Source organism: uncultured Campylobacter sp. (assembly GCF_937973075.1).
GTDB lineage: Bacteria > Campylobacterota > Campylobacteria > Campylobacterales > Campylobacteraceae > Campylobacter_B.
This window is the reverse complement of sequence record NZ_CALBWL010000024.1, coordinates 1-12,129: the sequence shown is the minus strand read 5'-3', so window position 1 is coordinate 12,129 and position 12,129 is coordinate 1. Positions and strand designations below refer to the sequence as shown.

The window sequence follows — 12,129 nt, the reverse complement described above, 5'->3', positions numbered from 1 at the left end:
GCGAGCTGCAAGCGAATATGAACGGATGCTCGGGCACGAATTCGCCAAATTTAAGCGGCAAAAATTTAGACAAAAACCATGCCGCCACCTACCGCAAAAATTTAGACGGCGAAAAAGAGGGCTGTCGCAAAAGCTTTAGCGGCGTAGAGCAGGGCGAGAACGGATACTGCGCCGCGCAAAGCGTAGAAGCGGAAGGTGGCACGCAAAGCGGCGTGAAAGATTTTGCAAAATGCGGTACGCAAAACAGCGTGTCTTACGGCACGCAAAATGGTACGCAGAGCGGCGTAAATGACGATTGCGCGGGCGAGGGCTTTGGCGGTTCTGCCCAGATTGGCGATTATGCGAGCGCTTCTAGTATAAAATACTGTGTGAATTCGCTAGCCACGGACGCCGCAAACTTTAGCGAAAAGTTTGATGCTAGCTCTGCTTCGCAATACGACGCTAACGACGTCGAGACCGCTAATTGCAACGTAAATTTAAGCTCAAAATACGGCGTAAGTTCTAATTTTGACGCAAATCGCGGTGCGAGCTTAGGCGCGAGCTGCGAAGAGAAAGAAATCTTAAATTTAGGCGAGAATTTTAACGCTAGCTACGGAGAAAATTTACATTCAAACGCAAATTTCATCTATGATTCAAGAAAAAATTCTACTGCGAATTCCATAGAAAATTCCGTCTTCGATCCTGCGCGCAGAGTGTTTGTCTATCTGGACCCACCGTTTGCGATTAGGCAGGGCTTTGGCGGGATTTACGAGCGGGTGCTGGCGCTGATAACGCGCCTGGGCTCCGCGCAGTGCGAGCTGCTAATCGCGATCGAGCATATGAGCGAGCTTGAGTTGCCGCTTAAAATCGGCGATTTCGCACTGCTTAAATCGCGCAAATTCGGCGCTACGACGATGAGCTACTACGCAAAATGAAAAGCTTAAAGCAGATTTTAGATTATTACGCCGATTTGAAAAATTGCGACGCGGATCTTTTCGGCGCGCCCGATCCGCTGCAGGTCGCAAAGGGACATCGAAACGACGTCGTAGCACTTATCTGCGCGCTGTTTGCTTACGGGAGCGCGGCTCAAATTTTAAAATTTCTTCGCTCGCTTGATTTTTCGCTTTTAGACGGGAGCGATGAGCGCATTGGTGCAGAGCTTGCGAGCAAAAAGTATAGATTTCAAAGCTCGCGCGACGTCGCTGAAATTTTTATAACTTTAAAGCGGCTTAAAAATAGCCTTAGCATCGAAGAGAGCGTGCTTCGCGGCATGCAAAAAAGCGGACGGATCGAGGATGGGATAAATTTTTTAATCGGCGAGATTTACAGATTAAATCCCTACCGCAGCCCGGGGTATGAGTTTTTTTTCGGGCGTGGCTTCTCGCAAAAGCCTACGTCGCCGTACAAGCGCTACAATCTTTTCCTGCGCTGGGTGGTGCGCGACAGCGACATCGATCTGGGGCTGTACAAAAAGATCGAAAAATCGCGCCTCCTCATCCCGCTCGATACCCATACGCATAAAGTTTCGCTTAAGCTTGGGCTGATCGATCGCAAGAGTTACGATTTTGAGGCGGTTTTGCAGCTTACGCAAAGCTTAAGGCGCTTCGATCCGAGCGATCCCATCAAATACGACTTCGCGCTGTATCGCCTCGGACAGAGCGGCGAGATAGATAAAATTTTGCCGGAACTAAGCGGCGAGTTTAGATAAAACTGCGGAATAATTGGCGAAATTTTATCTGATACGAGCGGGGCGATGAAATTTTATGAAGTTTTAGTGCGGCTGTGCGGCGGAATTTTGCGCTGTTTTGCCGCATAAGTAGGGCTGGCTTTATGGATTTTGCCGCGCGCCTTAAGTATAGCGCGTCGAAATTTCATAAAATTTTAGCAAAAGATCGCTTTATAAAATTCTGCAAATTTCACGGATAGCTGCGCGAAATTTATAGGGCTATTTTATGAAATTCAAGTAAAATTTCGCCGCTTTGCATTGCTAAAATTTTATAGAATTTTGCAGCTTGTGCGCGACGCGATAAAATGTATGGAGCTAAAACGGCAATCGCGCGATAAATTTCATAAAATTTAAGCGGGAGCCGTGTAGTAAAATCCGATATAATTCCGCGAAATTTTATAGGATTTCACGAAATTCTAGCAGGTGCCCGTATGCACTTTGCGGTGCATGAGCAGTTTTACGATCGTAATTGCGAGAATTCTGACAGGCGTTCATAGCACGTGCCTGCGTGATTTGAAAAAAAAGGACAAAAATGGAGCTTGAACTTTGGCAGTTTGCGGTGCTTTTTGCGGCGGCATTTTTCGGCGGATTTATAGACTCGATCGCGGGCGGCGGCGGACTGATCTCGCTGCCTGCGCTGCTTGCCGTGGGCGTTCCGCCGCATGTAGCGATCGCCACAAATAGATTTCAAGGCAGTTTCGGAAGTTTCACCGCCGCTTTAAATTTCATCCGCAAGGGTTATGTCGATGCAGCGGAGATCTTGTGCGGCGTGATTTTTACGTTCATAGGCGGACTCGTCGGCGCTTATGTCCTGCTTCTAGTCGATGCGAAATTCCTAAACTACCTCATTCCGATCCTGCTGCTGGCGCTTTTGCTTTATATGATTTTTTCGCCAAACCTAGGCGAAGCGCCCGCCAAACCCAAGATGTCAAAAAAGAGCTTTTACGCGATTTTCGGGCTTGTTTTGGGTTTTTACGACGGGTTTTTCGGCCCAGGCACAGGCTCGTTTTGGACGTTTGCGCTCGTGGGAATTTTAGGGCTTTATATGAAAAAGGCGGTCGCACACACGAAGGTTTTAAATTTCACCTCAAACATCGTCTCTTTGGGCGTTTTTATCATCGGCGGGCAAATTTTATGGCTCGTCGGAGCGGTGATGGCGGTCGGGCAGATCGCGGGCAGCTTCGCAGGCTCAAGCTTGGTGATGCGGTGCGACGTAAAATTCGTGCGCAAGATGCTTCTGTTCGTCGTTGCCGCTACGATTTTAAAGCTACTTTACGGACTGATCGCAAGCTGAATACAGGACTGATTGGGACTGATTGCGAGTTGATTACAGGACCGATTGAGGGCTGATCGCAGGCTAATCCCAAGCCAAAATCATAGAATTTTATACAGGATTTCGTATAAAATTTCATGTAAAATTTTATGAGCTCTCGTCGATCTATTTCGATGACGCTGATCCTTACTGTCGCGACAGTGTCGATTTCACTGCTGCAGTGCCATCTTGCCGCAGTGTCGCACCAAATTTACTGCGACACTGTAAATTTTAATTGTAGTGTCAATTTTATCGTAGCGTTGTGCTGATCTTATCGCGACTACGCTAATTTCCCGCTGCTGCGATGTTGATTCTATTGGCGTTACGTCGGAGGTCTCGCTTGTCGTGAGGTCTTGATTTTATTGTTTCGATATCGTCGATTTTGCTCCGCTACATCGACGACTTCGTTACCGCGCTTGCTACTGCGAGGATTTTAATTGCGTTGTGCGGTGCCCACTGATTTTTATGACGGCGCTGTTTTTTCTGCTGCGATGGTAGCAATTTTGGCGCTGCTTTTACTGCCCCGCCGTCCGTATCACTACCGTGGGTGGCTTGATTTTGCTGTCGCGACATTGATGGTCTTGATGGTGCAAGGATTTGATTTGCTGCCGCAACGATGCCGATGAAGTTCCGTCCATCCGCATCGGTTAAATTTAGCCGCGTTGTCTGTATTTATTTCGTTGTATCGCCATGCATTCATTCGATGTCGTCGATAGAGTCGTCGTATTGCCGAGCGCACAATGCTATCGTGCCCGTGCTATGAAATTTAATCGGGTACCGTCACGCACGCCTCTTTCCCGCTTACTTGCCTTTTAAAATACACGCCACCTTAGCAAGCCGTTTTACTCGCCCTGCGCTCGTGCCGACAGTTCAACCATTTGCTGTGCAGATTCGCCGCCGTGCCCGTATCGATTAAATTTAGCCGCACTTTCACACTCTGTTTTGTTGCGCCCGTTAGCTCTTTTAAATTTGCCGTTTCGCCGCCACGGATCGCTATTCCGCGCTAGCTTCTCGCCATATTGTCCGCTGTATTTGTGCGATAAATTTAATACGTATGCCGTTCGGCTTTGCTGTGATTGGCGAAATTCTATCTATCCATGCCTTTTAAATTTCACCGCTACGCCGCGCACTCTGTGTGCCGTTTCACTCTACCATCTCCGGCAAAATTTATCTACCCCTCGTCGCCCATTAATTTTAGCTGCACCGTCGCACCCTTTGCGCCCGCAATCTTGCTCGCAAAATTCCGCCGTCTAAAGCAATGCTAAAATATTTTGCGATAAAATGGGCGAAATTTTTCACAAAGGATTTAGTATGCAGATTATCTCGACTCCCGATGCGGCGCAGGCCATCGGACCGTACTCTCAGGCGATCAAGGCGGGTGGGTTTATCTTTACCTCGGGGCAGATCGCGCTTAAACCGGACGGCGAGTTTGTCGCGGGCGGCGTGGAGGCGCAGAGCAGGCAGGTTTTGCAAAACCTCGCCGCGATCCTGAAAGAAGCGGGCGCGACGCTGCAAGATGCCGTCAAAACTACGATTTTTCTGGCCGATATGGGCGATTTTGCCGCGGTGAACGAGATATACGCAGCGACGTTCGGCGCGCACAAGCCCGCTCGCAGCACGGTGCAGGTCGCCAAACTCCCCAAAGGCGCGCTGGTGGAGATCGAAGTAATAGCGCTGGCTAGGGCTTAGCGCTAAATTTAGATCACTAGAACTCTGTCAGTTCACGTTTGCGGTTAAAATTTATACGCGGGCTGCTCGAAATTTAAACGGCTCGCTTTGATTTTGTAGCTGTGCGAGCTTTTAAATTTAGATTTTCAAAGCCGCGCCAAATGCCCGTGGTTTTATGTAAACAGCGCGTCTGGTGCGCTAAGGCGTTAAAATTTCTCGCTCAAAATGGGATCAAAATGATAGAAAAACTTATTTAAAAATCTAAAAATATCACGGCTGCGGGGCGCAGCGACATAGAGCCCGCATGGATCGCGCAGGCGCAGTGGCGGCTCGGTTTCGCGCTGCCTGCGAGCTACAAGCAGATGCTGCTAAGATACGCCAGCGTGAGTGCAGCGGGGACGGAGTTAAAAACGATCGCGCCGCCCGAGTTTGCGGATAGTGCCGACGCCGACATCTGCTACACGTATGAGGTAAATCTAAAAAACGGGCTATTCGCCGCGGACGAGCTCGTGTTTTTTGCAGCTCGAGGACGAGGAGTATTATTTTAAAATTTCGCCCGCAAGCGACATAGCGGATGGCTCGCCAAACACGGCGCACGGCAAGACGGCGGAGAGCACGAGTGGCAAAGCTGCGAGCGATACAGTCGTCGCGACGGTAGCCGACGGTGCAGAAAACAGGGCATCGGACGACGAAGCGCATGCGGAGCGATCGCCGGATGCGGCGCACGATATGAATGCCGCAACGACGTGCAAAGCTGCGGGCGCGACAATGGGCGAGGCGGCAGATGAGGTGGCAAGCGAAGCGACGAAAGAGATAGCGAGCGAGCGGGCAGATGACGCGCCGTGCGAATATAAGGTCTTCGTGCGCACTATGTAGAAGGCGAGGATAGGCTTTTCGCAGACGATTTTTACGGGTTTTTGGAAAAATTTTAAAACGAAATTTAACGCAAAATCAGGAGCGATAAAATGGGACTGTTTGACATTTTTAAAAAGGATAAATTTGACGTCGACATGCGCTCGGACGGCATTTTCATCGGCGGCGTAAACTGCGAGTTCGATCTGGCTAAGTTTAACGAAGCCTTGGGGCAGCCGCGCGTGATCGATGATGGGGAGGGCAAAAGCCGCTATTTTTGGGATGAGGCGGGGATTTTCGCCTTCGTGCGCGCGGGCGAGCTCGCAGAGCAGAAGCTTACCGAGATAATTTTGATGCTTGAGGTCACAAAGGGCGTGCAGCATGAGGTTCCGCGCAAGCTATACGGCGGCGCGTTCACGCTTGAGGGCAGGCCGCCGCTTGAGGCCGTATCCGAGCAGGAGCTGCGCGGCGCATATATATTTTTGGAGCTTAGCCTTGGTAAATTCGAAGTCTCGCTAGCTCTAGCCGAGGCTGTGCAGGAGCGCATAGGCGCGATGGATTTTGCCGAGCGCTTCGCTAAGCGCGACACCGACGAGATCGCAGATATCGTGCGAGCTGCGAAAATGCCGATAGGACGCGTCTGCATCAATCAAAAGGCAAAAAAGGTAAAGCGAAAGCCGAGCGTAAATTTAAGCTTCCGCGCGCGGCGAGCGAGACGCTAGCGTTTAAAAATTTCAATTTCAAAATCGCCGTGATGAACGAGCTGATGTATGAAAAATCCCTGCTACAGCCCAAATTTGACGTGTTTGAGTACTGCGAGGAGCGCGGCATCGATCCGTATGCGGACTTCGGCGCGCTGCCGCAAGCCAAAAAGTGGTTTAAGGACTATCCGGTCCCCGCAAATTTGGCGGAACAGGTGAGCGAGCTATATCTTGACGGCGGAAACGAAATTTACCTGCAAATCGCGCCTGATTGGGACGGCGAGGACGAGCTTTTCGACATTAAAAACATTGACGCCGCCGAGCTTGCGCAATTCAAAAACCTTAAGAAAATCGAAACGACCGGCATCGGCATATCCAAAAAGGCGCAAAAAACCTGCGCAAATGCGGGGATTGCGGTAATTGATTAAGCGCAGAAGTGGATTTTGAGCTATACGGAGCGCGGTTTTTTAAAGGCTGAAATAGGCTTTTGAGCTACGTGCGCGCTCTTAAAGGTCGTAATTGTTGCCGCGCCGCGCAAAATTCTACTTATAGCGAGCGCTATAAATGAGCTTTGAAGGCGCTTGGCGAAGTATCTGACATGTCTAATTTGGCGCGCGTTAAAAGCTTAGGAGCTCGTTTTGCAGCATACATAAGAGCTGCGTCGCTAAATGCGCAAGATGAGAGTGTCACGCGAGTAAAAATAGTTCGCTTTTTTGCTTTTTGGCTTTTATGGAAAATTCACTGCTCAGCAAGAGAGTTAAATTTACCGCTTTTAAATTTTAAAATTTACAAAGAGCGGCGCGCGCGGCTTTTAATGTGCGATTAAATTTAGATTTCATAGCGGCTTAAATTCTAAGTGCGGTTGAATTTGCGTCTTTAATTCTGCTTGCAGCCTGTATCATGCCGCAAAACATGGTGAGAGAATAGATCGTTTGCGTGCGTGAGGCGAGGATTAAATTAAAATTCCAGCTTTGAAATTTAACCAAATTTAGGGCTCGCACTTAAGAAGTAGTTTTGCGCGCTGATACCGAAAGCCTAGAAGATGTTTTAAATGCTCAAGTCGAGAAAGTATTTTGCAGGCTAGCACGCAAGAAAGCATTTTTGAAATCCGTACCAAGAGTGTGTATTAAAACTAACAAGGTGCGGCGCTGCTTTGCTGGTTTTATCACGCCGCTTCCAGGCTAAATTTCATAGCCGCATAAAGCTGTCGTCGTAGCTGCCCTCTAGCTTGCGGCGCATATCCTCGCGCCATTTTGGCGTAAGCGTCGCAAGTAGGTTAAATTTTGCTAACAGCCCTTCATCGAGGCGATCGCCGTAAAATAGACGGTTAAGCTCCATCACGCTCATCATAGCGGGGTCGCGCCCCACGACGTAGATCTCGTCGCCTGCGCGGCACGAGCCCGCCTCTAGCACGCGGTAGTACCAGCCGGTAAGTCCGCTGCGCGCGATCTCCGCCGTCATCTCCGCGTTACCCCAGCGCATCGAGAGCTTATAGCAGGGCTTGCGCGGCTGGCTTACCTGCAGTACCAGCGAGCCTATGCGGTGCACATCGCCGATGCATACGTTTTGTTCGTGTAGTCCGCTGATCGTGAGATTCTCGCCCATTGCGCCGTAGGCTAGATTTTTAAGTCCCAAAAACCTTTCCCACGCCGCGTAATTTTGCAGCGAGTTGGCAAAAATCGCCTTTTCCGTCCCGCCATGATGCAGCGTGTCGGCTACCGCGTCACCCTCGAATCCAAGCTCATTTGCGCGCACTTCGCCCGCTCTGGCTTGCTTAAATATCGCCGTTTCCCAGCGCTTTTTTAGAGGCTGCGTAGCGCGCTCATCGCCGTAAGCGCGCGGCTGTCCGGTCAGTAATGCCTTTAAAATTGGCATTTTTTGCTCCTTAAAATTTGCATCCGTTCTCCTTAGATCATAAAATTTAGGCAAGAATTTTAGCTCGAAAAGAATTTTAAAATTCTAAATTTTAAGATGATTTTGCGCTAAATTCCAAGCGCGGGCTTGAAATTTAGCGCGCGGCATTATTTGTAGTCGTTCGCGTCGTAACTTTTGCCGTCGTTAAAGTCACTCAAAAGCCGCACGACGACGGGGCTAAGTAGGATGATCGCGATTAGGTTTGGGATCACCATCAGTCCGTTAAACATATCGGCTAGCCCCCAGACGAGGTCGATCTTTTGCACGCTTCCTATGAATACAAATGCGACGACTAAAATTTGCAAGAGCTTGACGAATTTTGCGCCCAGGAGGTATCGCACGTTAATCTCGGCAAAGTAATACCAGCCCAAAATCGTGGTAAATGCGAAGAAAAACAGACAGATCGCCACGAAGCCGTAGCCGCCGCTGCGACCCAAAATTTGCGATCCGAAGGCTTCCTGCACCAGCGAGATGCCCGAAAATACCGCCTTGCCGTTTTCGAAGGTGACTACGTCGGTGCTAAGCACGACGAAAACGGTGATGTTAAGCACGATGAATGTATCGACGAAAACGCCCATTATGCCGAGCACGGCTTGATCTACGGGGTGTTTGACATTCGCCGCGGCGTGTGCGTGCGGCGTCGAGCCCATGCCCGCTTCGTTTGAAAAGAGCCCGCGCGCGATGCCGTATCTCATCGCAGTAGCGATCGTAGCGCCCGTAGCGCCGCCCCAGGCAGCAGATGGATCGAATGCGGCTTTGAATATCAGTGCGATGACGGATGGAATTTTATCGAAATTTGAGCCGATGATGACGAGACCCACCAGCACGTAGCAGATCGCCATTAGTGGCACGACCTTTTCGGCTACGCGTGCGATTGCTTTGACGCCGCCGAAAAAGATGACGCAGCAGATGAGCGCCAATGCTGCGCCGCTCACCCACTTCGGAATCCCGAATGCACTGCTAAAGCCGTCGGAGATGGAGTTTGCCTGCACCATATTGCCCATGAAGCCCAAAGCAAAGATGATGGCTAGAGCAAAAAATGCCGCTAAAGGCTTGGCAAGGGGGCTTTTGAGTCCGCGACTGATGTAAAACGCGGGCCCTCCGATCATATGTCCGCTGTCATCCTTGGTGCGGTAAATTTGAGCCAGGCAGATCTCGGCAAAGTTCGTCGCCATGCCCAAAAACGCCGCGCACCACATCCAAAATATCGCGCCCGGTCCGCCCATAACTAACGCGGTGCTGGCGCCTACCAGATTGCCCGTGCCGACCTGTGCCGCGATCGCCGTGGCGACGGCTTGGAACGAGCTCATGCCGCTTTTGCCCGCGGCCGCGCCGTGCAGGGAGAAGTTGCCGAAAAGCTTGCGCGCGCCCATTTTAAATTTAAAAATTTGCACTAAATGCAAGCGCGCCGTAAAATACGCGCCGGTGCCGCAAAGTAGGGCGATTAGAAAGTATGGACCCCACAAAAAGGAGTTGATTGCGTCAATTGTGGCGGTGAGTTTGTCGAGAAAATTTTGCATGATCTTTTCCGTGAATTTAAGATGCGAAAATATATTTTAAAAACTCTTAAATTCCTATAAATCGAGGTAAATTTAAGCGAAATTTTAAAGCGTTTTTATAATTTTACTCAAGCATTAAGTAAAGCGGTATATGCCGTTTGCTCTGCATGCCAGCTTGCCAGATAAGCAGCTTAGAATTCGCGCCTTAGCTGTCGAAATTTGCAAAGCAATCAACTGAAATTTTAAGCCTATTCATCACCGCTTTCGATTTTGAAAACGAACATCTTGCACGCATTGCAAAAGGCTGGTATCAGGCTAAATAGGCGCCCTTTGAGGCTCCAGTGCTCGCGATACATTTTCATCATCGCGGCTTCTTTTATGAAGCGGATGCGGGCGGGCTCCCAGCTCTGCACCTCTGCGCCGCCACTGATACCCATTTTAAAGGGCACGTTTTGCATATGCCGCATCGCGTCGTGGCGCTTGGAGTCGAATTTTCTTACCGAAAACTCGCTCATAAAGTCGCTCAGCACGTAGCCGCTAAATTTTTGCGAAAGCGCGATAAAAAATTTCTTAAATTCCTCTTTCTCAAAATACATACTCACGCCCTCTAAGATGAATATATAACCTGTGCTGCCGTGCTTTGCGACCAGCTCGTTCATCCACGAAAGATCTAGCATCGAGTAGGGCAGGCTGAAATTGTTCTTTGCTTTGGGTAGCAGCGCGTCGCGCATGGCTATGACGTCGGGCAGATCGAGATCGTAAAATAGGGCGCTCGGTAGGGCTTTTTGCAATCTAAGCGGGCGAGTGTCGAGCCCCGCGCCGAGCTGCACGATTATAGGGTGGTCAAACTCTGCCGCGAGCCGCAGCGCCTCGTCGTCAAAAAATTTCGCGCGGATCACGGTGCCTGTCTTGCTAAGACGCGCGTCGTTAAATTTTGCAAAATCATAATCGATCTGCTCTACGACGGCGCTTGAAAACGGATCATTTAGAATCGGATCCACGTCTTTGAAATCCAAATGGCGCATATAAACGTTGATTAGCAACGTCTCGGAGACGTTATTTTTAAAATTTAACTTTTGCATGAGGCTCCCTCTCTTGCGGTATTATCGCGAGCAAAATGCCGCTTATTTTTAATATGCATTATTATATCCTTGCTAAATAAAATTTCAATAAAATGATATGAATTTTTATTTAGAGGTAGAATTTTAAATTCGCGCCGTGGGCTTTGGCTATAATATTATCGCGTAAAGCTCAATTAATTTTTGAAATTTTACGCGATGCAAAGCGCGGGCAAAATTTAGAATTTTAATAGCTATAAAATTTATTAGCTCCGGCGACCCAGATGCGCAGCTATAGTGCAGATGGTAAATTTCATCCGCGCAGCTTTATCTTTATCTAAATATTTCATTGTATAATTCTTAGCTTTTGGAGGTTATATGGAAAAATCGCGGCTGGGTCTACTGCAAACCGAGGCTATCGCCACGCTTAGCGACGAGGAGCTTGCAATGTTCGAGCACCAAGTCATCAAAAAAGGCTATGTTTTTTATAGCGAGGCGCCTAAAGTTTTTATTTTTAAAAGCGGGCAGGCGAAGCTTTCGTTTTTTGAAGACGGCGAAGAATTCATCATAAACTACCTAAACAAGGACAATATCACTATTCTTAATGAAATTTGCGCGCTTGAGTTTTTAGAAGACAGCGAGATTTATACGATCGATGCGAGCGGACTCGGGGAGATCTTGGCAAATCGCAGCTTTTGCGAGGCGTATATAAAAATTTTAACCGAAATAATACTACTGCAGCGCAAAATCACTCGCTCCATTCTTTTTGAAAATGCAAAAGGGCGCATCGCGAGCTTTTTGATCGAGCTTGCAAACGAGCAGAATTTTCATCAAAACGGCTACAAATACGTCTTTTTGCCCTTTTCGCTAAAGGTGCTTTCATCCTTTGTGGGGCTCAAGCGTCAAAGCGCGAGTACCGCGTTTAACGAGCTTGTAAAAGATAACGTAATTCAAAAAATCAGTCAGCACGAGTTTTTGATCCTAGACTACGACAGATTGCTTAGCTACTGTGTTTAGGCTCGGGCTAGAGTTTTTAAAGCATTTATGCGGCTTACGCTTACGGCTTAAGCGCGAAATTTTGTCTAAAGTTACGGCGCAGAATTTTACCTAGATTTACAGCGTAAAATTTTTATCAAGAGCTTGGTTTTGGAATTTCATCCCGAATTTCGTTTAGGATTTCGTCTAAAATTTTAACTTATATAAAATTTTGGGTTGCAATCTCGTTTAAAATTTTAACACGTAATTCACTTTTGAATTTTATCCGCTATCTCAAAACGCAAAGCTTTGGAATTTTAAATTTAGCGGCAGGCTATGGAATTTAAAATTTTAAATCAAGCTGTAATTTTATGGGTTGCTATGGAATTTAAAATTTTGGATCGAACGAAATTTTACGCATCGGAATTTTTAAAATTTAAGAAAC

At 48.4% G+C, this 12,129-nt stretch carries 12 protein-coding genes; 9 read left to right on the top strand and 3 right to left on the bottom strand.

The genetic code is table 11. From position 1 onward, the window contains the following. The first annotated feature begins 17 nt into the window (after positions 1-17). The 8 genes from Q0274_RS02590 to Q0274_RS02555 all read left to right on the top strand — a co-directional run bounded on the left by Q0274_RS02590 (position 18) and on the right by Q0274_RS02555 (position 6,666). Positions 18-914 carry an RsmD family RNA methyltransferase gene (locus Q0274_RS02590; protein ID WP_367271905.1) on the top strand — a complete coding sequence of 299 codons (897 nt, stop codon included), beginning with the start codon at positions 18-20 and terminating at the stop codon, positions 912-914. Further along, complete coding sequence (locus Q0274_RS02585; RefSeq protein WP_298027463.1) at positions 911-1,687, top strand: TIGR02757 family protein; 777 nt, start codon at positions 911-913, stop codon at positions 1,685-1,687. Before Q0274_RS02590 ends, Q0274_RS02585 begins: the two co-directional genes overlap by 4 nt. A gap of 550 nt (positions 1,688-2,237) precedes the next feature. Further along, the gene (locus tag Q0274_RS02580; RefSeq protein ID WP_298027462.1) at positions 2,238-2,999 is read left to right on the top strand and encodes a TSUP family transporter; all 762 of its coding nucleotides are present in this window, start codon (positions 2,238-2,240) and stop codon (positions 2,997-2,999) included. Between the two features lie 1,329 nt (positions 3,000-4,328). Continuing rightward, entirely contained in the window at positions 4,329-4,706 is a 378-nt protein-coding gene (locus Q0274_RS02575) for a RidA family protein (protein ID WP_298027461.1), read from the top strand. 341 nt (positions 4,707-5,047) lie between these two features. Continuing rightward, a complete protein-coding gene (locus Q0274_RS02570; RefSeq protein WP_298027460.1) occupies positions 5,048-5,233 on the top strand; it encodes a hypothetical protein in 186 nt (61 codons plus the stop codon). Then, on the top strand, positions 5,202-5,561 hold the full coding sequence (locus Q0274_RS02565) for a hypothetical protein (RefSeq protein ID WP_298027459.1): 360 nt from the start codon (positions 5,202-5,204) through the stop codon (positions 5,559-5,561). Before Q0274_RS02570 ends, Q0274_RS02565 begins: the two co-directional genes overlap by 32 nt. A gap of 89 nt (positions 5,562-5,650) precedes the next feature. Further along, on the top strand, positions 5,651-6,259 hold the full coding sequence (locus tag Q0274_RS02560; RefSeq protein ID WP_298027458.1) for a hypothetical protein: 609 nt from the start codon (positions 5,651-5,653) through the stop codon (positions 6,257-6,259). Between the two features lie 32 nt (positions 6,260-6,291). After that, the gene (locus Q0274_RS02555; RefSeq protein ID WP_298027457.1) at positions 6,292-6,666 is read left to right on the top strand and encodes a hypothetical protein; all 375 of its coding nucleotides are present in this window, start codon (positions 6,292-6,294) and stop codon (positions 6,664-6,666) included. Between the two features lie 760 nt (positions 6,667-7,426). On the opposite strand, the gene Q0274_RS02550 is transcribed toward Q0274_RS02555, so the two are convergent. The 3 genes from Q0274_RS02550 to Q0274_RS02540 form a co-directional block, all read right to left on the bottom strand. Then, a complete protein-coding gene (locus tag Q0274_RS02550; protein WP_298027456.1) occupies positions 7,427-8,113 on the bottom strand; it encodes an MOSC domain-containing protein in 687 nt (228 codons plus the stop codon). 146 nt (positions 8,114-8,259) lie between these two features. Next, positions 8,260-9,672, bottom strand: coding sequence for a sodium:alanine symporter family protein (locus tag Q0274_RS02545; RefSeq protein WP_298027454.1), 1,413 nt, complete (start codon positions 9,670-9,672; stop codon positions 8,260-8,262). Positions 9,673-9,899: 227 nt separating this feature from the next. Next, positions 9,900-10,733, bottom strand: a complete 834-nt coding sequence (locus Q0274_RS02540; RefSeq protein ID WP_298027453.1) for a class I SAM-dependent methyltransferase — start codon at positions 10,731-10,733, stop codon at positions 9,900-9,902. Positions 10,734-11,087: 354 nt separating this feature from the next. On the opposite strand from Q0274_RS02540, the gene Q0274_RS02535 reads away from it, so the two are divergent. After that, positions 11,088-11,726, top strand: coding sequence for a Crp/Fnr family transcriptional regulator (locus Q0274_RS02535; RefSeq protein WP_005871915.1), 639 nt, complete (start codon positions 11,088-11,090; stop codon positions 11,724-11,726). Positions 11,727-12,129 lie beyond the last annotated feature (403 nt).

Bases quoted from the DNA above. Each gene is read 5' to 3' on its own strand.
- Q0274_RS02590 (WP_367271905.1), top strand. From the start codon at position 18: ATGAACGGATGCTCGGGCACGAATTCGCCAAATTTAAGCGGCAAAAAT.
- Q0274_RS02585 (WP_298027463.1), top strand. From the start codon at position 911: ATGAAAAGCTTAAAGCAGATTTTAGATTATTACGCCGATTTGAAAAAT.
- Q0274_RS02580 (WP_298027462.1), top strand. From the start codon at position 2,238: ATGGAGCTTGAACTTTGGCAGTTTGCGGTGCTTTTTGCGGCGGCATTT.
- Q0274_RS02575 (WP_298027461.1), top strand. From the start codon at position 4,329: ATGCAGATTATCTCGACTCCCGATGCGGCGCAGGCCATCGGACCGTAC.
- Q0274_RS02570 (WP_298027460.1), top strand. From the start codon at position 5,048: ATGCTGCTAAGATACGCCAGCGTGAGTGCAGCGGGGACGGAGTTAAAA.
- Q0274_RS02560 (WP_298027458.1), top strand. From the start codon at position 5,651: ATGGGACTGTTTGACATTTTTAAAAAGGATAAATTTGACGTCGACATG.
- Q0274_RS02555 (WP_298027457.1), top strand. From the start codon at position 6,292: ATGAACGAGCTGATGTATGAAAAATCCCTGCTACAGCCCAAATTTGAC.
- Q0274_RS02550 (WP_298027456.1), bottom strand. From the start codon at position 8,113: ATGCCAATTTTAAAGGCATTACTGACCGGACAGCCGCGCGCTTACGGC.
- Q0274_RS02545 (WP_298027454.1), bottom strand. From the start codon at position 9,672: ATGCAAAATTTTCTCGACAAACTCACCGCCACAATTGACGCAATCAAC.
- Q0274_RS02540 (WP_298027453.1), bottom strand. From the start codon at position 10,733: ATGCAAAAGTTAAATTTTAAAAATAACGTCTCCGAGACGTTGCTAATC.
- Q0274_RS02535 (WP_005871915.1), top strand. From the start codon at position 11,088: ATGGAAAAATCGCGGCTGGGTCTACTGCAAACCGAGGCTATCGCCACG.